Below are 25715 nucleotides of genomic sequence, written 5' to 3' on the forward strand. Positions count from 1 at the left end.
ACGACGACGCCCGGCCCTTCAAGTGGACCAAGACCGCCGACCAGATCCTCGACCGCATCTGCCGCTACTGCTCACGCATCTCCGAACCAGATCACGAGCGGATCTCGGTCGGCGTGCGGCGGTGGGTGGAGCGGCGGTCCTCGATCTGCTGCCAGCGGTCGCCGTAGACGGTGCGGACGACGGCCGGATCGGCCAGGAAGTCGTGGGGGAAGCCGAGCGGCACGGCGCTCGCCTCGTCGAGGAGGGCGACGGCGTCCGCGTCGAGACGTACCTCCAGGCTGCCGAGGTTGTCCGCGAGCTGGTGCTCCTTCGTGGCGGCGATGATGGGGACCACATTGCCCGGCCGTCCGCGCAGCCAGGCCAGCGCCACCTGCGCCGGCGTCCAGCCGCCCTGCTCGGCGACGTCGAGGACCGCCGTGACGACCGCCTCCTCCCTCGGTGTCGCCGTCACCTCCCAGGCGTCCAGCCGCCCTCCCTCGCCCCGACGGTACTTGCCGGTGAGCCGGCCGCCGGCCAGCGGGGCCCACGCCAGCACCGCAAGGTCGAACGCCCGCGCCTGGGGCAGGAGTTCACGCTCCGGCGTACGCTCCAGGAGGTTGTACCGCAGCTGCGAGCCGGCGAACGCCGTCCAGCCCCGCAGCTCCGCCAGGGTGTTCGCCTGGGCGATCTCCCAGGCCGGCCAGTCCGAGACCCCCACGTACAGCACCTTGCCCGACCTGACCAGGTCGTCCAGGGCCCGCATCACCTCCTCGACCGGGGTGAGGTTGTCGCGGGCGTGCACCCACAGCACGTCGAGGTGGTCGGTGCGCAGCCGGTCCAGGCTCGCCTCGACCGAACGCACCAGGTTCTTGCGGTGGTTGCCGGCCGCGTTGACGTCGCCCTCGCGGGTCGCGCACGTGTACTTGGTGGCCAGCACGAACGCGTCGCGCCGCCCCTGGAGCAGTTCGCCCAGCATCCGCTCCGAGCCGCCGCCCGCGTAGACGTCGGCCGTGTCCAGGAAGTTGCCGCCCGCGTCGGCGTAGGAGTCGAGGATCCGCGAGGTGGTCTCCCGGTCCACCCCCCAGCCCCCGTCGTCGCCGACGGTCATGGTGCCGAGGCACAGCTCGCTCACGCGCAGACCGGTCCTGCCGAACAGTGTGTACCGCACAAACGCTCCCCTCCAGCCGGGTCGTGTCCCCGACGGTACGGGCTGGAGCGCACTCCACGGCAAGCCGCACCCGCGCCGGTCCGTGCACCGGTCTTCCGGCGACGCAGCACCTCGGCCCGGCCCATCGCCGCGAAGCCGGTCCGGTCGCAGGGCCCGGTGCCAGGCCCGCATCTCCGGACCGGCCGCGGCCGACGCGCTGCCGAGCAGCCTGCGCAGGCGGTGTCCACCGGGTCGCGGGCACCTCTCCGCCTTGCGCTGCACTCACCGGACGACGCGGGCTTGACGGGCCGAGATCCGACAGGCCTTAGCGGCGGGACGTCACCGTCTTCTCGATGGCGAAGAGCTCCTCCTCGGCCTGGTCGAGGGCCAGGCGCAGGGCGCCGGTGGCCACCGCTGCCTCGCCGAGCATCGACAGGGCCACCCGCGGCGGGCGCAGGCAGTACCGGGCCAGTTCCGTGCGCAGCGGGTCCAGTACGCCGTCCAGACCGGCCGCCCAGCCGCCGACCACCACCAGCTCGGGGTCGATGGCCAGCACCAGCGCGGCCACGTCGTGCACCAGCCGCTGGATGAACCGGTCCACCGCCGCCACGGCCTGCTCGTCGCCCCGCCTGGCCTTGGCGAACACCTCGGCCACGGCCTGCTCGTCCAGGGGGTGCAGCGGCTCGCCGGTGGTCGACAGCAGCCGCTCCGGCGTCACGTCCCGGCCCAGCAGGTGGAGGGCGCCGATCTCGCCGGCCGCACCGCCGAAGCCCCGGTGCAGCCGCCCGCTGATCAGAGACCCCGCGCCGGGGCTCAGGCCGGCCATGACGAAGACGATGTCGTCCACGTCCTTGGCCGCGCCCTTCCAGTGCTCGGCGACCGCCGCCGCGTTCGCATCGTTCTCCACCTGGACCGGACAGCGGAAGGAACGCCGCAGCCGGTCGCCCAGCGGCAGCCCCGTCCAGCCGGGCAGCGCCGTGCCCAGGCGCACGGTGCCGTCCGCCTCCACGATGCCCGGGCTGCCCACGCCGACGGCGCGCAGCGAGTCCCGCGGCACACCGGCCCGGCGCAGCAGGTCCGCCACGCACGCCCGGACCTTCTCCAGCCGCTCGTCGGCCGAAGCGGCCTCCGAGACCTCCTTGGTCCCGGCGCCGATCACGCGGCCGTCCAGCCCCGACAACAGCGCGGCCACCCGGTGCGAGCCGATCTCGATGCCCAACAGGTGCCCTGCCTCGGCACGGAACCGGAACCGCCGCGCAGGACGCCCCTGGCGCCGCGCGCCTTCCTCGGCCTCGGCCTCGACGACGAGCCCGGTCGACATCAGCCCTTCCACCACACCCTCGACCGTGGGCCGGGACAGCCCGGTCACGCGGGTGAGGTCGGTGAGCGTGGGTGCCCCCGCCGCGCGCAGCGCGCGCAGCACGACGGCGGAGTTGATCCGCCTGAGCAGAGAGGGATCCCCGCCGGTCAGCTGCCCCAACGTGTGTCCTCCCAGCTCGTGCACCTGTTCAGGCGGATCGTACTGCGCCGCCCCCGGGCGGGCGAGGACGAGGGGGGTCCCCGGCGCCCGCGCACCGGTCACGCCGGTGCCACGAATCCCGATTCGTACGCCGCGATGACCGCCTGCGTGCGGTCCCGCGCCCCCAGCTTCGCGAGGATAGCGCTGACGTGCGACTTCACCGTCTCGGCCCCGACGAACAGCCGCCCGGCGATCTCCGCGTTCGACAGCCCCCGCGCCATCAGCCTGAGCACCGCCTCCTCCCGCTCGGTCAGCGCGGCCGCCGCCAGAGCCTCGCGGGCCGCCCGGTTGCCGTACTCGGCGGCCAGCGACCGGACCGCAGCCGGGAAGAGCAGGGACTCCCCCTCCGCGACGAGCCGCACCGCGTGCACGATCTCCGAGGGCCGGGCCCGCTTCAGCAGGAACCCGTCCGCACCGGCCCGCAGCGCCTGGTAGACGTACTCGTCGTTCTCGAACGTCGTGACCACGAGGATCTTCGGCGGCGCGTCGACCGAGCGCAGCACGGCCCGGGTCGCCTCGATGCCGTCCAGCAGCGGCATCCGCACGTCCATGGCCACCACGTCCGGCCGCAGTGACCGCACCAGCGGGACCACGGCCGCGCCGTCGGCGGCCTCACCGACCACCTCGATGTCGGGCTGGGCGTCCAGGACCGCGCGCAACCCCGCGCGCACCAGGGGCTCGTCGTCGACGAGAAGTACGGTGACCGGCATCGGCTCAGGGTATGCGCTCCAGCGGAAGCCGGGCGCGCACCCGCCACTCGCCCGAGTGCGGCCCCGTGTCCGCCACCCCGCCCAGCAGCGCGGCGCGTTCGCGCAGCCCGCGCAGTCCGCTGCCGCTCCCCGCCCGCAGGGCTCCCGTCGTCTCCGGCATGGGATTCGTCACCTCCAACTGCAGTTCCTTCTCGGTCATTTCGATCCGCACCCGGACCGGCACCGGCCCGCAGTGCCGCAGCACGTTCGTGAGCGACTCCTGGAGGATCCGGTACGCCTCCCGGGTCACCGGCCCGGGCAGCCGGTCCAGCGGTCCCGACAACTGCGCCACCACCGGCGAACCCGACCCCCGGGCGGACTCCAGCAGCCGGTCCGCCTCGGCCAGCGTCGGAGCCTGCGAGGGCTTCGTGCCGGACTCCCGCAGCACCACCAGCACCCGCTCCAGGTCCTCCAGCGCCGCCCGTCCCGTCTCCTCGATCGCCTCCAGCGCGCGGTCGGTGAACTCGGGGCTGCCGGCCGCGCGGGCCGCCCCGGCCTGGACGACCGCCACGGTCAGCGCGTGACCGATCGAGTCGTGCAGCTCCCGTGCGATGCGCGTGCGTTCGAGCAGCTGTTCCGTGCGCTCCTCCAGGGCCGTCAGACGCTCCGCGGCCGAGGGGCCGAGCAGCCGCCGGGCCAGCGCGGTGACCAGCTCGCCGAGCAGTATGACGAGGGCGAGGAGGACCAGCAGCGGCACCGGTACCAGAACGGCCGCCAACCAGCGCGGCATCTCCACGGGCAGCAGCGTCTCGTCCGCGATCGGCCCGCCCGCGGCACGCATGACCAGGTCGATCGTGGTGAAGGGCAGCCAGGCGGTGGAGACCGTGGTGAGGGCGCCCACCGCCAGACGTATCTCCAGCCACAGCACGGTCCTCCACCGGTCGGGCCAGGTCACGGCCGGCGTCGTGGATATCGGCCCGTCCTGGCGCCCCCGGTCCTCGGGCGTCAGCAGGAACTGCGCCTGCAGCCCCTCGGCGCTCCGCACCCACGGCACGAGTCCCAGCACCCAGATCCACACCGCCGGACCCCACGGCCACTCGGGAAACATGAACAGCCAGACGGCCACGACGAGTACGGGCACGGACAGGTGCAGCCAGCGGGTGTAGGTGACCGGCCGCAGCGGCGCACGGAGGAATCGGGACATGCCGTCATCGTGCCAGGGCGGTGATCGACTCCGTCTCCCCCGTGCGGGGGAGACGATCCCCCCGGGCGGGGGAGGAGCGGGGCGGGGTCCGACGGCCACGCTGAAGCCATGAACAGCATCGACATCCAAGACCTGACCAAGGCCTACGGCGCCACCCGTGCCGTGGACCACCTCAGCTTCACGGTACGCCCGGGAACCGTCACCGGATTCCTCGGTCCCAACGGCGCCGGCAAGTCCACCACCATGCGCCTGGCCCTCGGGCTGGACCGCCCCACCTCGGGGACGGCCACCATCGGCGGGCGCCCGTACGCCGCGTTCGCCGAGCCGCTGCGCGAGGTCGGCGCCCTGCTCGACGCCCAGGCCGCGCACGGCGCGCGCACCGCACGCGACCACCTCCTCGCGCTCGCCGTCAGCAATCGCCTGCCGGCCCGGCGCGTCGCGGAGGTGATGGAGGAGACCGGCCTTGCCCCGGTCGCCCGCCGCCGGGTCCGGACCTTCTCACTCGGCATGCGCCAGCGCCTGGGCATCGCGGCGGCACTGCTCGGCGACCCGGGCGTGCTGATGCTGGACGAGCCGACGAACGGCCTGGACCCCGAGGGAATCGTCTGGATACGCGAGTTGACGCGCCGGCTCGCCCGGGAGGGCCGCACGGTCCTGGTCTCCAGCCACCTGATGTCCGAGACCGCGGCCATGGCCGACCACCTCGTCGTCCTGGGCCGGGGGCGGCTGCTCGCCGACATGTCGATGAGGGAATTCATCGATGCCCGCAGTACTCCCCGAGCCCGCGTCCGCACCACCGATCCGGACCGGCTCCGGGCGGCGCTCAGGCGCGAGGGCCGCCCGCTGACCGCCGCAGGAGAGGGGTGCTGGTCGGTGGAGGGGATACGTGCCGAGGAACTCGGCGCCCTGGCCGCCCGCGAAGGCATCGCCGTCCTGGAACTCGTCGACGAGCGGTCCTCGTTGGAGAGTGCCTACCTCGACCTCACCGCGACGGAGACCCGGTTCGCCTCGTCGTCCCCCGCCCACTCCACCCAGGAGGTCTGATCCATGAGCACCGCGAACCCTGCCGTCCGCCCCGTCCTGCACTCGGAGTGGATCAAGATACGTTCCGTCCGCTCGGTCCTCTGGTCCCTGCTGGGCATCGTGCCGGCCGCGGTGGCCATCAGCGTGCTGGCCGGCGCCACCACCGGTGAGGGGGAGGCGGACGCGCTCGGCTCCGACCGCCTGGCCGGTGCCTTCTTCGGGCTCAACTTCGGGCAGATAGCGGCCATCGCCTTCGGCACCACCGCCGTCGCAGGGGAGTACCACCAGGGCGCCTTGCGCCTCTCCCTGAGCGCGGTGCCGGACCGCACCCGGTTCTTCCTCGGCAAGATCACCGTCATCGGGGCGCTCGCGTTGCTGGTGGGGTGGGTTGCGGGACTCGTCTCGTTCCTCGCGGGCCAGGCATTCAGGGGGCCGGCGGCGCTGGGGCTCGGTGACCAGGGCGTCCTGCGGGCGGTGTTCGGCAGCGGCTGCTACCTCGCCCTGATGGCGCTGTTCGCGGCCGGTCTCACCGCGCTGCTGCGCAGTGGGGGTGCGGTACTGGGCCTCCTCATACCCTTCGTGCTCATCGTCTCGTTCGTCGTCGGGGACACGGTGGGCGGAGTCGCCCGGTACCTCCCCGACCGCGCCGGACAGGCGGTGCTGCACCAGGACACGGCGGGTGGTCTCGGCCCGTGGAGCGGACTGGCCGTCATGGCCCTGTGGGCGGGGGCCGCGCTGGTCGCCGGGTGGCTGGCCGTGTACCGGAGGGATGCCTGACGCCAGGCCAGTTGTCAGTGGGGGCAGCTTTACTGACGGTATGACCACGGCACAGCAGCTGGAGACCATCGACCGGATGCGGGGGCTCGCCTTCCCGGTCGGTGCGGGACGGGAGGACGGTATCCGGAGTGGGCCCGGGTACCACCTCGCCGAGCTGGGCGAAGCCCGGTGGGAGGCGGACGAGGACGCCGCGCTGCGGGCCGGCCACGACGAGCAGGTCGCCGCGGAGTACGGAGCCCTCGTGGCGGCCCTCACCGCACGCTGGGGGGAGCCGCAGCAGTTGGGGCTGGCCGCGAGACTGGAGCGGATGGTCCTGACCGGGGAGATGCCGGAACCCTGGTCCGAGCTGTGCGGGCTGACCGACCACGTCCACCTCTGGTGGGTGGACGGGCGCTGGATCGCGGTGTGCGCGGCGCGCTGGGGCGAGGACCAGCCCTGGCTCCTGGTGGCGGCGGTCACCGAGGTGGACCTGCCGTAGCGCCAGGGGAACCGCGGGGGGCACCGACAGGTGATCAGGCGAGGGGGTCGGTCTCCGCGGCGGCGCGGAGGCGTGCGTATTCCTCGGCCATGGATTCCGCGGTCCAGTGGGCGTTGAGGCCGCTGGGGTTGGGCAGGGCCCAGATGCGGGTGGAGCCGATGGTGCGCTCCTGGGGCCCGATCCTCGCGCGGCGTTCCCCGAAGGCGGTGCGATAGGCGGTGACGCCGACCACCGCCAGCCACTGGGGGCGGAGCTCCTCCACCTTGGCGGTCAGGATGCGGCCGCCTTCGCGGAACTCCTCGGCGCTCAGCTCGTCGGCCCGCGCGGTGGCCCGGGCCACGACGTTGGTGATGCCCAGCCGGTAGGTCAGCAACTCGTCCTGCTCGGCGGGGGCGAGGCGGCGGGGGGTGAAGCCCGACAGGTGGAGCACCGGCCAGAAGCGGTTGCCCGGGCGGGCGAAGTGGTGGCCTGTGGCGGCCGAGAGCAGGCCGGGGTTGATGCCGCAGAACAGCACGCGCAGACCGCCCGTGACCACGTCCGGGAGGACGCGGTCACGGGCGGCGGCCAGCTCTTCGGGGGTCAGAGGATCGACCCCGGCGCGTAGGCCGCGGCCTCCGGGTGCTGCTTGGCGATTTCCTCGATGCGGGAGACCACCGTGGCGACCTGGTCGCCGGCGGCACCGGTGAAGGACAGCTTGTCGGCCATCAGGGCGTCCAGCTGGGCGCGGTCCAGCGGGATGCGCTCGTCGGCGGCGAGCTTGTCCAGCAGCTCGTTGCGCTCGGCGCCCTGCTCGCGCATCGCCAGGGCGGAGGCCACGGCGTGCTCCTTGATGACCTCGTGCGCGACCTCGCGGCCGACCCCGGCACGCACCGCGCCCATCAGGACCTTGGTGGTGGCGAGGAAGGGGAGGTAGCGGTCCAGCTCGCGGGCCACGACGGCGGGGAAGGCGCCGAACTCGTCCAGCACCGTCAGGAAGGTCTCCATCAGGCCGTCCAGCGCGAAGAACGCGTCGGGCAGGGCCACGCGGCGGACCACGGAGCAGGAGACGTCGCCCTCGTTCCACTGGTCGCCGGCGAGCTCGCCGGTCATCGAGGCGTAACCGCGCAGGATGATCATGAAGCCGTTGACGCGCTCGCAGGAGCGGGTGTTCATCTTGTGCGGCATCGCCGAGGAGCCGACCTGGCCCGGCTTGAAGCCCTCGGTCACCAGCTCGTGGCCGGCCATCAGCCGGATCGTCTTCGCGATCGAGGACGGGGCGGCGGCCAGCTGCACCAGCGCGGTGACCACGTCGTAGTCGAGGGAGCGGGGGTAGACCTGGCCCACGGAGGTGAAGGCGTGACCGAAGCCCAGGTGGCCGGCGATCCGCTGCTCCAGCTCGGCGAGCTTGCCGGCGTCGCCGCCGAGGAGGTCCAGCATGTCCTGCGCGGTGCCGACGGGGCCCTTGATGCCGCGCAGCGGGTACCGGCCGAGGAGGTCCTCGAGGCGGGCGTAGGCGACCAGCAGCTCGTCCGCCGCGGTGGCGAAGCGCTTGCCCAGGGTGGTGGCCTGCGCCGCCACGTTGTGGGAGCGGCCCGCCATCACGAGCTCGGCGTGCTCGCCGGCCAGCTTGCCCAGGCGGGTCAGGACGGCCACGGTGCGGTCGCGGACCAGCTCCAGAGAGAGGCGGATCTGGAGCTGCTCGACGTTCTCGGTGAGGTCGCGCGAGGTCATGCCCTTGTGGACGTGCTCGTGGCCGGCGAGGGCGTTGAACTCCTCGATGCGGGCCTTCACGTCGTGCCGGGTGACCTTCTCGCGCTCGGCGATGGAGGCGAGGTCGACCTGCTCCAGGACGCGCTCGTAGTCGGCGAGGGCCGCGTCCGGCACCTCGATACCGAGGTCCTTCTGCGCACGCAGCACGGCGAGCCACAGCCGACGCTCCAGCGTCACCTTGTACTCGGGGGACCACAGGACGGCGAGCTCCGCGGAGGCGTAGCGGCCGGCCAGGACATTGGGGATGCGGGGCTTGGCTGTCACGTAAACGGATTCTACTGTCGGTTCGCGCAGGCCAGCGCCCCGCCCCCGATTGTGGCTTGCTACGAGAGGGCGCGCCCGACGCCGGCCGGAAGGTCGGCCTCCGCTGCCGCGGGCCGCGCGGGTCCCCGCGACGACGCTATGGACGCCGGGCCTCGTACGGCAGGAGGTCCGGGCGCTTGGGCGGCAGGCCGTCTCCCGAGGAGCGGCCGCTGAGCCGCCGCCCGATCCAGGGCAGCAGGTGCTCGCGGGCGAAGCGCGCGTCGGCGGCCCGGCGTGCTGCCCAGCCCGGCGGCAGGGAGGGCGGCAGCTCGGTGCGCCAGTCCTCCTCGGGAGGCAGCCCCAGGGTCTGCCAGACCGCCTCGGCCACGCGCCGGTGGCCGTCGGCGGTCAGGTGGAGCCGGTCGACGTCCCAGAGGCGCGGGTCGGCGAGCACGGGCGCCCCGTAGAGGTCGACCACGAGGGTGTCGTAGCGCGCCGACAGCTCGGCGATGAAGGCGAACAGCTCCTCCATCCGGGGGCGGAAGCGCTCCATCACCGGACCGTTGCGGCCGGGGGAGCGCATCAGCACCAGGCGGTCGCAGGAGGGGGCGAGCTTCCCGACGGCCTCCTCCAGGAGGCCCTTGACCCGGCCCATGTCGCACTTGGGCCGGAGCGTGTCGTTCAGCCCGCCCACCAGGGTGACGACGTCGGCGCGCATCGCGGCCGCGGCGTCCACCTGCTCCTCGACGATCTGGCCGATGAGCTTCCCGCGCACGGCGAGGTTCGCGTACCGGAAGTCCGGCTCGCGGGCGGCCAGCCTCGCCGCCAGCAGATCGGCCCAGCCCCGGTACGTCCCGTCCGGCAGCCGGTCGGACATCCCTTCCGTGAAGGAGTCTCCGAGGGCGACGAAACTGGTGTACGAGGCATTCATTTCCATGGCGGTGCGATGTTACCGCGGAGTTCGCCTCGGCGCCCCCGAAACCCGGACCACCGAGGGGACCACGGGCGCCGGGGGCGCGACATCAGCCGGCAGGGGCGTTGCCGAACAGCTCCCGCAGCACGTCCTCCATGGTGACCAGGCCGGCCAGCGCCCCGTCGGAGCCGAGTACGGCCGCCAGGTGGGTCCGGCTGCGCCGCATGGCGGTCAGCACGTCGTCCAGCGGGGTCTCCGCCCGCACCTGGGCGATCGGCCGCAGTGCCTGGGCGGGGAAGGCACGGTCCCGCTCCGCGGCGTCCAGCGCGTCCTTGACGTGCAGGTACCCCAGGATCCGGCGCTGGTCGTCGATCACCGGGAAGCGGGAGTACCCGCTGGAGGCCGACAGCCGCTCCAGCTCCTCCGGGGTGATCCCCTCGTGGGCGGTGACCACCCGCTCCTCGGGCAGCACCACGTCGGTCACCGGGCGCCGGCCCAGCTCCAGCGCGTCGTGCAGGCGCTCGCTGGCCCGCCCGTCGATCAGCCCGGCCTCGCTGGAGTCCTTCACGATCCGCGCCAGCTCGTCGTCGGAGAAGGTCGCGGACACCTCGTCCTTCGTCTCCACCCGCAGCAGCTTCAGCAGCGCGTTGGCGAAGGTGTTGATCGCGAAGATCACCGGCTTCAGCGCCCGCGTCAGCGTCACCAGCGGCGGCCCGAGGAGCAGCGCGGTGCGCACGGGCTCCGCCAGCGCCATGTTCTTCGGCACCATCTCGCCGAAGAGCATGTGCAGGTAGGTGGCCAGGGCCAGGGCGATCACGAAGGAGATCGCGTGGGTGAGCCCGTCCGGCACTCCGAAGAGGTCGAACACCGGCGTCAGCAGGTGCTCGATGGCCGGCTCGGCGACGACACCCAGCACCAGGGTGCAGAGCGTGATGCCGAGCTGCGCGGCCGCCATCAGGGCCGACACGTGCTCCAGGCCCCACAGCACGCTGCGCGCACGCCGGTCGCCGCGCTCCGCATAGGGCTCGATCTGGCTGCGCCGCACCGAGATCAGCGCGAACTCGGCGCCGACGAAGAAGGCGTTCACGACCAGCGTCAGGAAGCCGATCAGCAGCTGTACCGCGGTCATCGGTCCGTCCCCGTCCCTCGCTCGCCCTCACCGGCACCGTCGGTGACCGGGGCGTGCAGCAGCACGCGGGCCGCCCGCCTGCCGCCGGCGTCCACCACGTCCACCTTCCAGCCGTCCATCTCCAGGCTGTCGCCGACGGCCGGGATCCGGCCCAGCACGGTGGCTATCAGCCCGGCCAGCGTCTCGTACGGTCCCTCGGGCGCCCGGAGCCCGATGCGTTCCAGCTGGTCCGTGCGGGCCGCGCCGTCGGCCGAGTACAGCCTGCGGCCGTTCGCGTCGGTGCCCGCCGGGGCCAGGTCGGGGGTCTCGTGCGGGTCGTGCTCGTCGCGGACCTCGCCGACGACCTCCTCGACGATGTCCTCCAGGGTGGCCACGCCGGCCGTGCCGCCGTACTCGTCGATCACCACGGCCATCGTCTGCCGGCCCGACAGCCGGTCCAGCAGCCGGTCCACGGTCAGCGACTCGGGCACCAGCAGCGGCTCGCGCAGCAGCTGGGACACCGGGTACCGGTGCCGCTGCTCGGCGGGCAGGGCCAGCACGTCCTTGATGTGCACCGTGCCGACCACGGTGTCGAGGCTGCCCCGGTACACGGGGAACCGCGACAGACCGGTGGCCATGGTCGCGTTCGCCACGTCCTCCGCGGTGGTCTGCACGTCGAGCGCCGTCACCTGCACGCGCGGGGTCATCACGTTCTCCGCGGTCAGGTCGGCCAGGTTCAGGGTCCGCACGAACAGTTCGGCCGTGTCCTTCTCCAGCGCTCCGGCCCTCGCGGAGTGCCGCGCCAGCGCCACCAGCTCCTGCGGGGTGCGCGCGGAGGCCAGCTCCTCGGCCGGCTCCATGCCGAAGCGCCGCACCACGCGGTTCGCGGTGGTGTTGAGGTGCCCGATGAGGGGCTTGAAGGCCGCGCTGAAGACCCGCTGGGGCGTGGCCACGTGCCGGGCCACGCTCAGGGGCGAGGAGATCGCCCAGTTCTTGGGCACCAGCTCGCCCACGACCATCAGCACCACGGTCGACAGGGCGGTGCCCAGCACCAGCGCCACCGAGGAGGCCGTCGTCTCCGAGAGGCCCATGTCCTCGAAGGGGCCGCTCAGCAGCCTGGCGATGGACGGCTCGGCGAGCATGCCGATGACCAGGTTGGTGACGGTGATGCCGAGCTGGGCGCCGGAGAGCTGGAACGTGAGGCTGCGCACCGCCTTCAGGGCGCTCGCCGCCCCGCGGTCCCCGCGCTCGACCGCCCGCTCGAGCTCACTGCGCTCGACCGTGGTCAGCGAGAACTCCGCGGCCACGAAGGCGCCGCAGGCCACACAGAGCAGGAGCGCCACGGCGAGCAGAAGCACTTCGGTCATCGGTTCACCTCCGTCCCATGATCAGTCAGGAGGAGGGGTAGCGCGCGATGTCGGTTACTGGGAGGCTCGCCCATGGGCGGACGCTCACACCTTTCGAATGCCGGGGTGGTCGTTCATCTGATCACCCCATGGTAAAGGACGGGCAAAGCGGCTCACGCGGTCAGCGGCTTCACCCAGCGCGTCCACTGCTCCTGCGGCCCGTAACCGGCGGCCCGCCACGCGTGGTGCGCCCGCTCGTTCCGGTCCAGCACCATCGCGTCGCCGCGTCGCCCGCCGAGCGCGGTGAACCGCTCCTCCGCGGCCGCCAGCAGCGCGGAGCCGATGCCCTGCCGCCGGTGTCCCGGGTCCACCGCCAGGCGGTAGAGGTGGCAGCGCCACCCGTCGAAGCCCGCGATCACGGTGCCCACGAGCCGGCCGTCCCGCTCCGCCAGGAGCAGCGCCCCGGGGTCCCGCTCGACCAGCCGGGTCACGCCCGCGACGTCGTCGCTGATGCTGGTGCCCTCGGCCGACGAGGCCCAGAACGCGAGTACGGCCGGGAGGTCACCGGCCGAGGCCGGCCTGATGTGAAGATCATCCATGGCGGCATCCCACCATCCGCGCGCCGGCGGGTCCACCGGTTTCCGGCATGCGGGCAGCCGCCCGGGAGGGCGGCCGTCACTCGTGGGCGATGGCCGCCAGTACGTTCATCCGCGCCGCGCGCAGCGCCGGCAGAACCGCCGCCGCCAGCCCGACCACGACCGATCCCACCAGCACGGCCACCATCACCGGCCAGGGCACCGCCAGCGCCGTCATCCCCTCCAGCGCCAGCACCCGCTGCGCCGCCAGGCCCCACACCAGCCCCAGCCCGAGCCCCAGCACCGCGCCGAACACGGCGATCACCACCGACTCCAGGTGGATCATCCGCCGCAGCTGCCGCCGGGACAGCCCGATCGCCCGCAGCAGCCCGATCTCCCGGGTACGCTCCACCACCGACAGGGCCAGGGTGTTCACCACCCCCAGCACGGCGATGACGATCGCCAGCGCCAGCAGCCCGTACACCAGGTTCAGCAGCACCGAGATCTGACCCCGGATCAGCTCCTTGTAGTCCGTCTGGTCGCGCACCTGCACCTGCGGGTACGGGTCGAGTGCCGCCTCCAGGCGCCCGCGCAGGACCTCGGGGGACACCCCCTCCGCCGCGTTCACGTACAGCGCTGCGTCCTGCGCCCCCGGCGCGTACCGCTCCAGCGTGCCCATCCCCAGGAACAGCCCGCCTGCCATGCCCGGCCCCCGGGGCGCGTCCAGATCGGTCAGCGCAGCCACCCGCAGCGACGCGGTGCGCCCGCCGGGGAAGAGCGCCGGCAGCACCGCCCCGACCCGCACCCCGTGCTCCCGCGCGAACTCCTCGTCCATGCCCACCGCGCCGCCGGCCAGCGCCGCGCGGGTCGACCCCGAGCGGTACGGCACGTGTGCCACGTCGTCCAGCCGCGGGTCGTACCCGGACGCCGTGGTCTCCACCCGCGCGCCGTCGGGCAGCGTCACCCGCAGCGCGGTGAACCGCTGCCGCACCACCAGCCCGACCCCGTCCACCCGCCGCACCGCGTCGGTGACCTCCTGCGGGAAGGGCGCGAAATTGGCGCTCTGGAGCACGAAGTCCGCGCCCAGCGTCCGGTCGATCTGCCGGTCGAAGGACGCCGCCATCGAGGCACTGGCCACCGACAGCCCGCCCACCAGCGCCAGCCCCACCATCAGCGCCGAGGCCGTCGCCCCGGTACGCCGCGGATTGCGCAGGGCGTTGCGCTGCCCCAGCCGCCCGACCGGCCCGAACACCCGCGGAAAGGCCCCGCCCAGCACCCGGATCACGGGCCGTACCAGCAGCGGCCCGCCCACCACCATGGCCACCAGCGTCAGGGCGATCCCCAGCCCCAGCAGCGACGCGGCCCGCCCCGTCGGCTCGGCGGCCGCGCACCCGGCCAGCGCCGCCGCACCGGCCGCCCCCACCACGAGGGCCACCACCCCGCGCACCCGCAACGGCCGCCCCACGCCCGCCACCTCGGCATCCGACAGCGCGGCCATCGGCGAGACGGCGGCGGCCCGACGGGCCGGCAGGTACGCCGCCACCACCGTCACCCCGAGCCCCACGACGTACGCCGAGACCGGCACGGCCGCGGTCACGGCCATCTCCGCGGCGCTCAGGTTCACCCCGGCCACCCCCAGCAGCGCGATCAGCCCCGCCGCCAGCCCGATGCCGGCGGCCAGCCCCAGGGTCGAGCCCACCAGCCCCAGCAGCAGCGCCTCCGCGAGCACCGACCGCCGCACCTGGCGCCGGTCCGCACCCAGCGCGCGCAACAGGCCCAGCTCCCGGGTGCGCTGCGCGATCAGCATCGAGAAGGTGTTGACGATCAGGAAGATCCCGACCAGCACCGCGACCCCGGCGAAGCCCAGCATCACGTACTTGATCACGTCGAGGAACCCGCCGAGCCGCTGGGCGGCGTTCTTGGCCTGCTCGTCCGCGGTGCGCAGCTCGTACCCGGGGCCGACGGCCGCCGCGACCCGCGCCTTCAGCTCCGTGTCCGGCACACCGGGCGCCGCGTCCACCGACAGCGAGGAGGCCCGGCCGGGACCGCCCAGCAGGCGCGCCTGCGCGGTCGGGGTGTCCACGAACACCAGCGCGGCACCGGGGTTCGTGGTCGTGAACGTCACGAGGCCGGTCACCCGCACCGGGAACGACCCCGGCCCGGCGAGCACGGTCAGCCGGTCCCCGATCCGTACCTTCCGCCTGTCCGCCGTGGTGCGGTCCAGCAGCGCCTCGCCCGGGCCGTGCGGCGCCCGGCCGTCGGTCAGTTCCACCGCCATGTGCTCGCGCGGCGACCAGTTGGAGACGATCGTCGGCGCTCCGTTGGTGGGGCCCACCGTCTCCCGCCGGGAGTCGACCACCGTGGCGTTGCGCGCCACCGCGTCCACGTGCACCGCCCGCACGCCCGGCACGGCCGCCACCTGGGCCGCGAGCGAGGCGGGCAGAGTGCGGACGGCACCGGACGGCAGCCGCTCGGTCAGGTCCTCCAGGGGAGCGACCGTCACGTCGGCGGCGGTGGAGGCGAACAGCCGGTCGAAGGTACGCGTCACCGTGTCCGAGAAGATCAGGCTGCCGGTGACGAACGCGACCGAGAGCAGCACCGCCAGCGCCGACAGCAGCAGCCGTCCGCGGTGGGCGAGGAAGCTGCGCAGGGTTGCCTTGAGCACGCCTCAGTCCTCACGGTCGTACGGGGCGGACGCCTCCGGCACCGGCGGGGCGCCGGCCCGGGCGGACGCCGCGGAACCCGCGTCCGCCCCCGGATGCTCCGGCAGCCGCCGCATCCGCTCCAGCACCGACGCGGCCGTCGGTTCCGCCAGCCGGTCCACGATCCGCCCGTCCGCCAGGAACAGCACCAGGTCCGCGTACCCGGCCGCCACCGGATCGTGGGTCACCATCACCACCGTCTGCTCCAGCGAGTCGACCGCCTCCCGCAGGAACGCCAGCACCTCGGCGCCCGCCCGCGAGTCCAGGTTGCCCGTCGGCTCGTCGGCGAAGATCAGCTCCGGCCGCGAGGCCAGCGCCCGCGCGCAGGCCACCCGCTGCTGCTGACCACCCGACAACTGGCTCGGCCGGTGCCCCAGCCGCCCGCGCAGCCCCAGCGAGTCGATCACCCGGTCCAGCCACTCGCGGTCGGGCTTCCGGCCGGCGATGTCCATCGGCAGCGTGATGTTCTCCGCCGCCGTCAGGGTCGGCAGCAGGTTGAAGGACTGGAACATGAACCCGATCCGGTCCCGCCGCAGCCGGGTCAGCGCCCGGTCCCGCAGCCCCGTGATCTCCGTGTCCCCCAGCCACACCCGGCCCGCCGACACCGAGTCGAGCCCGGCCAGGCAGTGCATCAGCGTCGACTTGCCCGAGCCGCTCGGCCCCATCACCGCGGTGAACCGGCCCCGCTCGATGTCCACGTCCACCGCGTCCAGCGCGACCACGGCGGTCTCGCCCGACCCGTACGCCTTCGTCAGGTCCCTGGCCCGCGCCGCCGCTCCCCGTGCCGTCATCCGCCTACACCGGCGAGCGTCGGGCGGACCCGATCACGCAGTACGAGTCGGGGAAGGCCGGCCCCCGCTCCGGGATGCGCAGGCTCCGCTGCTGCACGATGCGGAACCCCGCGGCCTCGATCGCGGCCAGCGGGTCGCGGGCCGTGTGGCAGCCGCCGCACAGCCGGGGCCACACCGTGCGGTCCAGCACCCGCTGGAACGACGCCATGTTCGGGCCCGGCGCCAGCCCGTGCTCGAAGAACCGCAGCTCGCCCCCGGGCCTCAGCACCCGGTGGACCTCGGCCAGCGAGCGCGCCAGGTCCCGTACCGAACAGAGCACCAGGGACGCCACGGCGCCGTCGAAGGCCTCGCTCTTGACCGGCAGCGCCTCGGCCACGCCCGGCACCACGTCCACCGGCACGTCGGCCCGCAGCGCGGTGCGCACGGCCAGCCGGCGCAGCGTGCGCTCCGGCTCGACGGCCACCACCTCGGAGACGGCACGCGGGTAGTGCGAGAAGTTGCGGCCGTTGCCCGCGCCGATCTCGATCACCCGTCCGCTCAGCCCGCTGAGCAGTTCCTCGCGCAGCTCCGCCACGCCGACCCGGGTGTCCGCCTGCACGCTCATCCGGGCGTAGAAGCGCGCGAACAGCGGGTGGTGCACGGGGTCCTGCGGAACGCGTTTGCGGCGCAGCGGCATGGTGGAGCCTCCTCACACGAGTGGTGGCGTACCCACAGTCTCCCCCCGCCGCCGCCGGGCAAGCCCGCACGACGCCGGGCGCGGCGGGAAACCGCCCGCCACCCGCCGGGGTACGCGGGGCCTGCCGCGCAGCCGCACCGGCCGTACGGGGCGGCCGTCGCGCAGCCGCACCGGCCGTACGGGGCGGCCGTCGCGCAGCCGCACCGGCCGTACGGGGCGCCCGTCGCGCAGCCGCCCCCGCCGTGCACGGAGCCCGCCCCGAGCCGTCCCCCGCACTGCGCGAGGGACCGCCGTCACGCCGGCCAGCTCGCCAGGAACCGCCCGGCGTCCCAGGTCCCGCCGAGTTCCGGTGCCAGCCACCCGGGAGCGGCCGCGCGGAAGCCCGCGGGGTCCAGCCGGCCGGCGCCCTCGGGCACCGCACCCACCAGCGGGGCGCGGGAGACCGACGGCAGGTCGGCCAGGTTGCACCGCTCGGCCAGCCCGGGCGCGTCCGGCCAGCTGCCGATCACCACGCCCGCGTGCGCGAGCCCCCGCGAGGCCATCGCCTCGCTGGTCATGAAGGCCGAGTTGAGCGTCCCCAGCCCGGCCGGGACCACCACCAGGACCGGAGCGTCCAGCAGCCGGGCCGCGTCGGCGAGCGTGTGCCCGGCGCCGTCGAAGCGCACGAACAGCCCGCCGGCGCCCTCGACCAGCACCAGGTCGTGCTCCGCGGCCAGCTTCCCGGCCGCCTCCGCCACCTCCTCGGGGGAGACGTACGGCATGCCGGCCCGGCGCGCGGCGGTGTCCGGCGCCAACGGCTCCGGGTAGCGGGCCAGTTCGAGGCCGGTCAGCGGCCCGGCGAGCCGCGCCGCCTCGGCGACGTCGCCGGCCTCGTCCGGCGCCACCCCGGTCTGCGCGGGCTTCAGCACCGCCACCGACCGTCCGGCCGCCAAGGCGGCGGCCGCGATCGCCGAGGTCACCACCGTCTTGCCGATCTCCGTGCCCGTACCGGACACGACGAGCACGCTCATCTCAGCCTTCCCGTGCCGCCGCGCACACCGCGCGGCCGATCCGCGCCACGTCCTCGTCCGAGGACACGTACGGCGGCATCGTGTAGATCAGGTCACGGAAGGGACGCAGCCAGACGCCCTCCCGCACCGCGGCCCGGGTGGCCGCGGCCATGTCCACCTCGTGGTCCAGCTGCACCACGCCGACGGCGCCGAGCACCCGGACGTCCTTGACCCCGGGCAGCGCGGCGGCCCCGGCCAGCCCCTCCCGCAGGCCCGCCTCGATCCGCTTGACCTCCCGGGCCCAGTCCTGGCCGAGCAGCAGGTCGATCGAGGCCAGCGCCACCGAGGCGGCCAGCGGGTTGCCCATGAACGTCGGCCCGTGCGCCAGCACCGGCACCTCGCCCCGCGAGATGCCGTCCGCCACCCGCGCCGTGCACAGCGTGGCGGCCATCGAGAGGTAGCCGCCCGTCAGCGCCTTGCCCACGCACATCACGTCCGGGGTGATCCCAGCGTGGTCCGCGGCGAAGAGCGCTCCGGTGCGCCCGAAGCCGGTCGCGATCTCGTCCAGGACCAGCAGGACCTCGTACTCGTCGCACAGCTCGCGCAGCACCCGCAGGTATGCGGGGGAGTGGAAGCGCATGCCGCCCGCGCCCTGCACCACCGGCTCCACGATGACCGCGGCCAGCTCGTGCGCGTGCGCCGCCACCAGCTCGCGCAGGTGGGCGACGTACGCGGGGTCCGGCGCCGCGTCGAAACCGGCCGGCGGCGCGTCCGCGAACACCTGGCGCGGCAGCGCACCCGACCACAGCTCGTGCATCCCGCCGTCGGGGTCGCAGACGGCCATGGGCTGCCAGGTGTCGCCGTGGTAGCCGCCCCGCCAGGTGAGCAGCCGGGTCTTGCCCGGCCGCCCCATCGAACGCCAGTGCTGGAGGCACATCTTGATCGCGACCTCGACCGAGACCGAGCCGGAGTCGGACAGGAAGACGTGCTCCAGCCCCGCGGGGGTGATCTCCACGAGCCGGGCGGCGAGCCGGACGGCGGGCTCGTGCGTGAGCCCGCCGAACATCACGTGGCTCATCCGGTCCAGCTGCCCGCGCACCGCCTCGTTCAGCACCGGGTGGTTGTAGCCGTGGACGGCCGACCACCAGGAGGACATCCCGTCGACCAGCTCGTCGCGGCCCTCGGCCGGCTCGGCCAGCCGCAGCCGGACCCCGGACGCCGAGGAGACCACGAGCGGCTCCTGGCGTCCGGGCATCGGACCGTACGGGTGCCAGACGTGCTGCCGGTCGAGCGCGAGCAGGTCGGCGGCGGAGAGCGGATCAGGCATTCGGCGCGAGGTCCGTTCCCGCACCGCGACGGCGTACGGCGACCAGCTCCGGCCGCACCTCGCCCGGCTCCGCCTGCTGCGGCGCGGACGCGGCGGTCTCCGCCGGTACGTCGGCCCGCGCGGCCGGCTCCTCGTGCGAGCCGCACCCGCCGCAGCCGGACCCGCAGCCCGCGCCGGCCTGGGAACCGCACAGCGAGGCGCCGCCCCCGTGGGAGCCGCAGCCGCCGCCGGACGTGACCTCGGAGCGGTGCTTCGGGAGGGTGGTCTCGCCGGCGCCCTCCACCTCGAAACCGGCGTCCGCGATCATGTCGAGGTCGGCCTGGCCGGCCTGGCCCTCACTGGTGAGGTAGTCGCCCAGGAAGATCGAGTTCGCGATGTGCAGCGCGAGCGGCTGCATCGAGCGCAGGTGCACCTCGCGGCCGCCGGCGATCCGGACCTCGACGTCGGGGCAGACGAAGCGGACCATCGCCAGGATCCGCAGGCAGCGCTGCGGGGTGAGGTTCCACTCCTTGGCCAGCGGGGTGCCCTCGAAGGGGATCAGGAAGTTGACCGGCACCGAGTCCGAGTCCAGCTCGCGCAGCGAGTAGACGACGTCGATCAGGTCCTCGTCGCTCTCGCCCATGCCCGCGATCAGGCCGGAGCAGGCCGACAGGCCGGCTGCGTGCGCCTTCTGCACGGTGTCCACCCGGTCGGCGTACGTGTGGGTCTTGGTGATCTGCCCGTACGTGGCCTCGGAGGTGTTGAGGTTGTGGTTGTACGCGTCGGCACCGGCCTCGCGCAGGCGCTCGGCCTGGCCGTCGGCGAGCAGCCCGAGGCAGGCGCAGACCTCGATGCCCTCGTTGTCCTGCTTGATCGCCTCGATGGTCTTGGACACCCGGTCCACGTCGCGGTCCGTCGGACCGCGGCCGCTGGCCACCAGGCAGACGCGCTTGGCGCCGCCCGCGACACCCGCGGCGGCGGCCTTGGAGGCCTCCTCGGGCTTCAGCCACGTGTACTTGAGGATGTCGGCCTTCGAGCCGAGCCGCTGCGAGCAGTACGAGCAGTCCTCGGGGCACAGCCCGGACTTCAGGTTGACGAGGTAGTTCAGCTTCACCCGGCGGCCGAACCACTGGCGGCGCACCTTGCCGGCCGCGGCCACCACGTCGAGCAGTTCGTCGTCGGAAGTCGCCAGCACGGCGAGCGCCTCTTCGCGGGTCGGCAGCTCACGCCGCAGCCCCTTGTCCACCAGGGTGTTCAGCAGGTCCATGACGGTGATCCTGGCTTACGGGACCGCCCTCGGCCAAGGAGAGATCGGACAACATGGCGGCTTCGGGGTGTGTGTATCGCCACACCTCGGTCACGATCAGTGCCCGTTAGGGTCTGTGGACAGCCGACAAATCGCGAGGACTGAGCCGATGACGCAGGACGCACCGCCGCCCGTTCCGCCGCACCCCGTCCCCGCCCCCGCGGACGTGTTCGCCTGGATCGACGAGGCGGCCCGCGCCCGTGAGCAGGCCGGACTCGTACGCACCCTGCGCCCCCGGCCCGCCGAGTCGGACCTGCTGGACCTCGCGAGCAACGACTACCTCGGTCTCGCCCATCACCCGGAGACCACCGAGGCGGCGGCCGGGGCCGCGCGCCGCTGGGGGGCCGGGGCCACCGGATCGCGCCTCGTGACCGGCACGACCGAGCTTCATGCGGAGCTTGAGCGGGAGCTCGCCGAGTTCTGCGGGTTCGAGGCCGCGCTGGTCCTCTCCTCCGGGTACGCCGCCAACCTCGCCGCCGTCACCGCGCTGAGCGCCCGGGACACCCTGGTCGTCTCCGACGCGGGCAACCACGCCTCGATCGTCGACGGCTGCCGCCTCTCGCGCGCCGGGACCGCGGTGGTCCCGCACTCCGACCCGGAGGCGGTCCGCAAGACCCTCGAAGCCTTCGGGGGCCGGGCCATGGTGGTCACGGACTCGGTCTTCTCCGTGGACGGGGACGCCGCCCCGCTCGCCGCCCATGCCGAGGTCTGCCGCGCGTACGGCGCCGCCCTGGTCGTCGACGACGCGCACGGCCTGGGAGTGCTGGGCGAGGGCGGGCGGGGCGCGCTCGCCGCGGCCGGTCTGGCCGGCGCCGACGGGACCGTGGCCACGCTGACGCTGTCGAAGTCGCTGGGCAGCCAGGGCGGCGCCGTCCTCGGCCCGGCCAAGGTCATCGAGCACCTGGTCAACACCGCCAGGACCTTCATCTTCGACACCGGGCTCGCTCCCGCGGCCGTGGGCGCCGCGCTCGGCAGCCTGCGGCTGCTGCGCCGGGAGCCGGAGCGGGCCGCGCGGGCCCGCGAGGTGGCGGCGGCGCTGTACGGCCGGCTCACCGGTGCGGGGCTCACCGCGGCCCGGCCCGACGCGGCCGTGGTCTCGGTACGGGCGCCCTCCCCGGGGGCAGCGCTGCGCTGGGCGGCCGACTGCCGCGAGGCGGGGCTGGCGGTGGGCTGCTTCCGGCCGCCGTCGGTGCCGGACGGCATCTCGCGGCTGCGGCTGACCGCCCGGGCCGACCTGACGGACGCCCAGATCACGCAGGCGGTCGGCACGATCCTGCGGACCGCGCCGACCGCCGGCTGAGACCTGCCGGTTCCGGGGGAGAGGGGGTCAGCTCCCGGAGCCGGGCGGGTCGGCCCGTACGTAGGACAGGAAGCCCTGCCAGGCCGTCGCGGTGAAGAGCAGTGCGGGTCCTCCGGCCCGCTTGGAGTCGCGTACGGCCAGTACGCCGCCGGCGGGGCCGGCGGTCTCGACGCAGTTGTTCATGCCGGTGCTGTAGCTGCTGCGCCGCCAGTTCGCGCTGTTCCTGAGTCCGCTCGGGGGTGAGGGGGTTGCGGACATGGGGCTGTGCCTCCTTACGCGCCGTCAGCGATCGCGCTGATGAGGTCCGACGAGTCCTGGGGCGGGAGGGCGTGCGCCTGGATGGTGCGGAAGGCGGCGCTGTACGCCTCGAGGTCTTCTTTCCGCTCCAGATAGAGGCTACTCGTCAAATGGTCGAGAACAACCACATCCAGATCAGCAATGTTCGGAAATGAGAAAATGACGAAAGGCCCCGTGAGGCCGAGATGACCTCCCACGCTGAACGGCAGTACCTGGAGCCGCACTTGGGGCAGCCGGGCCACCGCCACGAGGTGCCGCAGCTGCTCCGCCATCACGTCCGGACCGCCGATCTGCCGCCGCAGCACCGCCTCGTCGAGCACCGCGCTCAGCTCCAGGGGCGGATCCGCCCGCAGCACCGTCTGCCGCGCCAGCCGTACGTCGACCAGCGCGTCCACCTTGGGTTCGGGCAGCCCCCCGAGCGCGGCCCGGGTCACGGCACGCGCGTACGCAGCGGTCTGGAGCAGCCCCGGCACCACGGACAGCTCGACGGTGCGGGCCGCGCTCGCGCCGGCCTCCAGACTGATGAAGTCCCGGTACTCCTGCGGCAGCAGGCCCCGGTACTCGTGCCACCACTGGCGGCCCCGCCCCGTGTCGCCCGCCGAGGCGGCCAGCGCCTCCAGCAGCGCCCGTTCCCGGGCGTCCGCGACCCCGTACGCGTCCAGCAGCAGCCGGACGTCCTCTGGTTTCACGCCACTGCGGCCCGTCTCGATTCGGCTGATCTTCGACTGGTGCCAGCCGAGCATCCGGGCCGTCTCACCGCTGGTGAGCCCGGTCCGGTCGCGCAGCGCCCGCAGCTCCTCACCCAGCTTGCGTCGGCGAACCGCGGGACCGTGCTGCATGCCGGCCTCCTTCCACCCGGCACACCCGCCGGTCTTGCGCCCAAATACGGTCTTCCGTAGCAGAGTTCACCGCTTTGAGCGACAGATATATGCATATCTTGGTGGAACGCCAGCACCGGCGGCACCCGGAGTGGCAGTCTGGCGCGAAGCACAGATCCGGAGCCGTCCTCGAGGTCATCCGCGCCAAGTCGGAGTCCGGCCCCGGTGGGAAAGGGACAGCGTCGCCATGGCAGACCACCTGGAAGCATCCGTCACTCTGCCGAGCGATCCCGCGTCGGTGGCCACGGCCCGGAGGTACGTCGCGGACGTGCTGTCCGAGTGGGGGCTGCCGGCGGAGGACGATCAGGCCGACTCCGTCCGCCTGATGGTCTCCGAACTCGCCACCAACGCCGTGCAGCACACCTTCGGCCAGTCGCCCGTCTTCACGGTCGAGCTGCGCCTGGAGCGCGACGAGCAGCTGCGGATCGGCGTCACGGACAGCCATCCGCGCTGGCCCAGGCGGCTGCCGGCCGCCGTCCAGCAGGACAACGGCCGGGGCATGGTGATCATCCGCTGGCTCACCGCGGAGGCCGGGGGCCGGCTGTCGGTCAGCCCCACCGAGGACGGCGGCAAGACCGTGTGGATCGCGCTCCCGTGGCGGGCGGCCGCCCCGGCGGCCGGCGCCGACCGCCCCCGCTGACCGCCTGAGCCGGCCGAACGCGCCGCCGTGCGCGCCGCCGTACGCGCCGCCGTGCGCGCCGGCCGGAGACGGGCGCTCCGCGGCCGGGGCCTCAGGCCAGGCCGCGTTCGACCGCGCTGCGCTCCACGCAGAACTCGTTGCCCTCTGGGTCCGCCATCACGACCCAGCCCATGCCGTCCGGGGTCCGGCGGTCGTCGACGACGCGCGCGCCGAGCCCGGTGAGCCGCTCGACCTCCTCGTCCCGGGTGCCGGCGGGCGGCTGGATGTCCAGGTGGACGCGGTTCTTGACGGTCTTGGCGTCGGGGACGCGGATGAAGAGCAGCCCGGGCACGCCGGGCACGCCCGGGTCCACGAGCACCTCGTCGTCTCCCGGCTTGTCGTCCGGATGGACCGACGCGCCGGTCAGTGCGGCCCAGAACCCGGCCACCAGGTAGGGGTCGTGGGCATCGAAGGTGATGTGCCGGACGGGGTTGAGGTAGGACACGGGTCTCCCTTGCGCTGACGCCGCGGCGGGACGCCGCCGCGGCGTCAACCTAGCCGCGTGCCGGGAGCCGCGCAGCCGATTTCACGGCTGCTCAGCGCACCCGGCCGTACTTCACGCTGCTGGTCCAGATCCGTTCCAGACGGACCGTCGAACCGGTCTTGGGGGAGTGCCAGATCCGGTCGCCGCCCGCGTAGATGCCCACGTGGTAGACGCTGCCCCCCGAGTGGAAGAAGACCAGGTCGCCCGGCTGCCTGAAGCCGGCCGCGACGTGCGTGGTGCGGTTGTACTGCTGGGCCGCGGTGCGGGGCAGCTTCTTGCCTGCGCGCTTGTACGAATAGAGCATCAGCCCCGAGCAGTCGAAGCGGTGGGGCCCCGTGGCGCCCCACAGGTACGGGGAGCCCTCCTTGGACGCGGCCACCTGCAGGGCCTTCGCGGCGTGCGAACTCGCCGCCCGGGCCTCGGGAGCGGCGCCGGGGGCGAGGACGGTGCCCCCGACGACGGCCAGGGCGAGGGCCGAGGTGACCCCGGCCCGGGACAGCATCGACGGAACGCTTCTGTTCAGCACGTTCCGGTACGGCGCGTTCTTGTTCAGCGCGGACATGCGCAACCCTTCGTCAGCCGCCTGTGAAGGATGACCTGTCGGGTTCGGACCTGCGAAGTTCGCCCGGCCGCGCCGGTCCCTCCCGTACGGGAAGGGCCGGGGCGGCTTCACCCCGAGGAGCGGACGGGCCGGTGGCCCGCCGCTCCGTACTGCCTGGGTCCTCCACTCCTGCCGGTGCACTCCTGTCGACCAGTCACCCGGGTGAGGCGGCAGGACTCGGCGTCCGCCCGGGCCGCCCCGCCGCGGTGGCGGGGGCTTGTCGTCCCCCGGATCCTGGCCCACCAAGTGTCCGAATTACGCCTTAAGTCACCCTTATGTGACTCTCATCACGTGTGCCCCAAATGGGATTTCAACCCGTTCTGCCTGCCGTTCCCGGGCGGGTGAAACCCCTCCGGACCTGCGCCGACGTCCACGGCCGTCCCGGCCGCCCCCGCCGGGCCGGTGCGACACGACGGCGTTACTCCGAACGGGGAGCCGTGGCGGCGCGGTTACGCCCAACGGTCGTCACGCACCGTGCACGGGTGCGTACGGTGGGCCCTGGCAAGTGCCGTATACAGAAGGGCAGGCGAATTGCCGGACATCCCGAACCGGGTCATTGCCCGAAACGTGAATTAACGCGACGGTAAAGCGCGCGCCCTAACGTTCGAGCCCGGTTGTGACTCGCCAGGACGACAGTGAGGTGGCACCGTGCAACTGACGCCGCACGAGCAGGAAAGACTCCTCATCCACGTCGCTGCCGACGTGGCGGAACGACGCAGGGCCCGCGGGCTGCTGCTGAACCACCCCGAGGCCATCGCGCTGATCACCAGCCACATCCTCGAAGGCGCCCGGGACGGCAGGACGGTGGCCGAGCTGATGGCCTCCGGCCGCAAGGTCCTCACCCGCGAGGACGTGATGGAGGGCATCCCGGAGATGCTCCACGACGTCCAGGTCGAGGCGACCTTCCCGGACGGGACCAAGCTCGTCACCGTCCACGACCCGATCGTCTGAGGAGC

Annotated in this window: 26 protein-coding genes; 6 read left to right on the top strand and 20 right to left on the bottom strand. The window is 73.6% G+C overall.

The annotated features are described in order from the left end of the window. Positions 1-91: 91 nt before the first annotated feature. The 4 genes from ACIF6F_RS18800 to ACIF6F_RS18815 all read right to left on the bottom strand — a co-directional run bounded on the left by ACIF6F_RS18800 (position 92) and on the right by ACIF6F_RS18815 (position 4538). Positions 92-1147 carry an aldo/keto reductase gene (locus ACIF6F_RS18800; RefSeq protein ID WP_399947868.1) on the bottom strand — a complete coding sequence of 352 codons (1056 nt, stop codon included), beginning with the start codon at positions 1145-1147 and terminating at the stop codon, positions 92-94. A 304-nt stretch (positions 1148-1451) separates the two neighbouring features. After that, positions 1452-2606: an ROK family transcriptional regulator gene (locus ACIF6F_RS18805; RefSeq protein ID WP_399947870.1), complete on the bottom strand. Its 1155-nt coding sequence runs from the start codon at positions 2604-2606 to the stop codon at positions 1452-1454. Positions 2607-2704: 98 nt separating this feature from the next. Continuing rightward, positions 2705-3355 carry a response regulator gene (locus ACIF6F_RS18810; RefSeq protein ID WP_399947872.1) on the bottom strand — a complete coding sequence of 217 codons (651 nt, stop codon included), beginning with the start codon at positions 3353-3355 and terminating at the stop codon, positions 2705-2707. 4 nt (positions 3356-3359) lie between these two features. Beyond that, a complete protein-coding gene (locus tag ACIF6F_RS18815) occupies positions 3360-4538 on the bottom strand; it encodes a sensor histidine kinase (RefSeq protein WP_399947873.1) in 1179 nt (392 codons plus the stop codon). Between the two features lie 108 nt (positions 4539-4646). On the opposite strand from ACIF6F_RS18815, the gene ACIF6F_RS18820 reads away from it, so the two are divergent. Genes ACIF6F_RS18820 through ACIF6F_RS18830 form a run of 3 tightly spaced genes read left to right on the top strand, consistent with a single transcriptional unit; the run spans position 4647 to position 6816 of the window. Beyond that, positions 4647-5582, top strand: a complete 936-nt coding sequence (locus ACIF6F_RS18820) for an ABC transporter ATP-binding protein (RefSeq protein WP_399947875.1) — start codon at positions 4647-4649, stop codon at positions 5580-5582. Between the two features lie 3 nt (positions 5583-5585). After that, positions 5586-6338, top strand: coding sequence for an ABC transporter permease subunit (locus ACIF6F_RS18825; protein ID WP_399947877.1), 753 nt, complete (start codon positions 5586-5588; stop codon positions 6336-6338). A gap of 40 nt (positions 6339-6378) precedes the next feature. Beyond that, complete coding sequence (locus ACIF6F_RS18830; protein WP_399947879.1) at positions 6379-6816, top strand: hypothetical protein; 438 nt, start codon at positions 6379-6381, stop codon at positions 6814-6816. Between the two features lie 34 nt (positions 6817-6850). On the opposite strand, the gene mug is transcribed toward ACIF6F_RS18830, so the two are convergent. The 12 genes from mug to bioB form a co-directional block, all read right to left on the bottom strand. Further along, entirely contained in the window at positions 6851-7399 is a 549-nt protein-coding gene (gene mug, locus ACIF6F_RS18835) for a G/U mismatch-specific DNA glycosylase (protein WP_399948351.1), read from the bottom strand. After that, the gene (purB, locus tag ACIF6F_RS18840; RefSeq protein WP_399947881.1) at positions 7396-8829 is read right to left on the bottom strand and encodes an adenylosuccinate lyase; all 1434 of its coding nucleotides are present in this window, start codon (positions 8827-8829) and stop codon (positions 7396-7398) included. Before purB ends, mug begins: the two co-directional genes overlap by 4 nt. Before the next feature lie 136 nt (positions 8830-8965). Further along, positions 8966-9745 carry an SGNH/GDSL hydrolase family protein gene (locus tag ACIF6F_RS18845; RefSeq protein ID WP_399947883.1) on the bottom strand — a complete coding sequence of 260 codons (780 nt, stop codon included), beginning with the start codon at positions 9743-9745 and terminating at the stop codon, positions 8966-8968. A gap of 85 nt (positions 9746-9830) precedes the next feature. Continuing rightward, a complete protein-coding gene (locus tag ACIF6F_RS18850) occupies positions 9831-10850 on the bottom strand; it encodes a hemolysin family protein (RefSeq protein ID WP_399947884.1) in 1020 nt (339 codons plus the stop codon). Next, positions 10847-12196 carry a hemolysin family protein gene (locus ACIF6F_RS18855; protein WP_399947886.1) on the bottom strand — a complete coding sequence of 450 codons (1350 nt, stop codon included), beginning with the start codon at positions 12194-12196 and terminating at the stop codon, positions 10847-10849. Before ACIF6F_RS18855 ends, ACIF6F_RS18850 begins: the two co-directional genes overlap by 4 nt. 152 nt (positions 12197-12348) lie before the next feature. Beyond that, positions 12349-12774: a GNAT family N-acetyltransferase gene (locus tag ACIF6F_RS18860; RefSeq protein WP_399947888.1), complete on the bottom strand. Its 426-nt coding sequence runs from the start codon at positions 12772-12774 to the stop codon at positions 12349-12351. Positions 12775-12850: 76 nt separating this feature from the next. Then, positions 12851-15415, bottom strand: a complete 2565-nt coding sequence (locus tag ACIF6F_RS18865; RefSeq protein WP_399947889.1) for an ABC transporter permease — start codon at positions 15413-15415, stop codon at positions 12851-12853. A 3-nt stretch (positions 15416-15418) separates the two neighbouring features. Continuing rightward, positions 15419-16243 carry an ABC transporter ATP-binding protein gene (locus ACIF6F_RS18870; protein WP_399947891.1) on the bottom strand — a complete coding sequence of 275 codons (825 nt, stop codon included), beginning with the start codon at positions 16241-16243 and terminating at the stop codon, positions 15419-15421. Positions 16244-16247: 4 nt separating this feature from the next. After that, complete coding sequence (locus tag ACIF6F_RS18875) at positions 16248-16919, bottom strand: class I SAM-dependent methyltransferase (RefSeq protein WP_399947893.1); 672 nt, start codon at positions 16917-16919, stop codon at positions 16248-16250. A gap of 293 nt (positions 16920-17212) precedes the next feature. Further along, positions 17213-17929: a dethiobiotin synthase gene (bioD, locus tag ACIF6F_RS18880; protein ID WP_399947895.1), complete on the bottom strand. Its 717-nt coding sequence runs from the start codon at positions 17927-17929 to the stop codon at positions 17213-17215. Between the two features lies 1 nt (position 17930). After that, positions 17931-19235 (bottom strand): adenosylmethionine--8-amino-7-oxononanoate transaminase, encoded by a 1305-nt coding sequence (locus tag ACIF6F_RS18885; protein ID WP_399947897.1) that lies wholly within the window; start codon positions 19233-19235, stop codon positions 17931-17933. Beyond that, a complete protein-coding gene (bioB, locus tag ACIF6F_RS18890; RefSeq protein WP_399947899.1) occupies positions 19228-20481 on the bottom strand; it encodes a biotin synthase BioB in 1254 nt (417 codons plus the stop codon). The genes ACIF6F_RS18885 and bioB overlap by 8 nt, the downstream gene beginning before the upstream one ends. A 148-nt stretch (positions 20482-20629) precedes the next feature. On the opposite strand from bioB, the gene ACIF6F_RS18895 reads away from it, so the two are divergent. Further along, a complete protein-coding gene (locus tag ACIF6F_RS18895; RefSeq protein WP_399947901.1) occupies positions 20630-21820 on the top strand; it encodes an 8-amino-7-oxononanoate synthase in 1191 nt (396 codons plus the stop codon). 27 nt (positions 21821-21847) lie between these two features. On the opposite strand, the gene ACIF6F_RS18900 is transcribed toward ACIF6F_RS18895, so the two are convergent. Both ACIF6F_RS18900 and ACIF6F_RS18905 read right to left on the bottom strand, forming a co-directional pair. Further along, entirely contained in the window at positions 21848-22078 is a 231-nt protein-coding gene (locus tag ACIF6F_RS18900; RefSeq protein WP_399947902.1) for a DUF397 domain-containing protein, read from the bottom strand. A 14-nt stretch (positions 22079-22092) separates the two neighbouring features. Beyond that, the gene (locus ACIF6F_RS18905; protein ID WP_399947904.1) at positions 22093-22956 is read right to left on the bottom strand and encodes a helix-turn-helix domain-containing protein; all 864 of its coding nucleotides are present in this window, start codon (positions 22954-22956) and stop codon (positions 22093-22095) included. A 226-nt stretch (positions 22957-23182) separates the two neighbouring features. Between ACIF6F_RS18905 and ACIF6F_RS18910 the strand changes: the two genes are divergently transcribed. Further along, the gene (locus tag ACIF6F_RS18910; protein ID WP_399947906.1) at positions 23183-23635 is read left to right on the top strand and encodes an ATP-binding protein; all 453 of its coding nucleotides are present in this window, start codon (positions 23183-23185) and stop codon (positions 23633-23635) included. Positions 23636-23726: 91 nt separating this feature from the next. Here ACIF6F_RS18910 and ACIF6F_RS18915 read toward each other — a convergent pair whose 3' ends face one another. Continuing rightward, on the bottom strand, positions 23727-24119 hold the full coding sequence (locus tag ACIF6F_RS18915) for a VOC family protein (protein WP_399947908.1): 393 nt from the start codon (positions 24117-24119) through the stop codon (positions 23727-23729). Between the two features lie 91 nt (positions 24120-24210). Continuing rightward, complete coding sequence (locus ACIF6F_RS18920) at positions 24211-24720, bottom strand: C40 family peptidase (RefSeq protein ID WP_399947910.1); 510 nt, start codon at positions 24718-24720, stop codon at positions 24211-24213. A gap of 687 nt (positions 24721-25407) precedes the next feature. Here ACIF6F_RS18920 and ACIF6F_RS18925 point away from each other — a divergent pair. Beyond that, positions 25408-25710: an urease subunit gamma gene (locus ACIF6F_RS18925; RefSeq protein WP_399947912.1), complete on the top strand. Its 303-nt coding sequence runs from the start codon at positions 25408-25410 to the stop codon at positions 25708-25710. The last annotated feature ends 5 nt before the right edge of the window (positions 25711-25715 follow it).

Origin of the sequence: Streptomyces sp. NPDC086023 (assembly GCF_044540325.1) — a bacterium.
GTDB lineage: Bacteria > Actinomycetota > Actinomycetes > Streptomycetales > Streptomycetaceae > Streptomyces.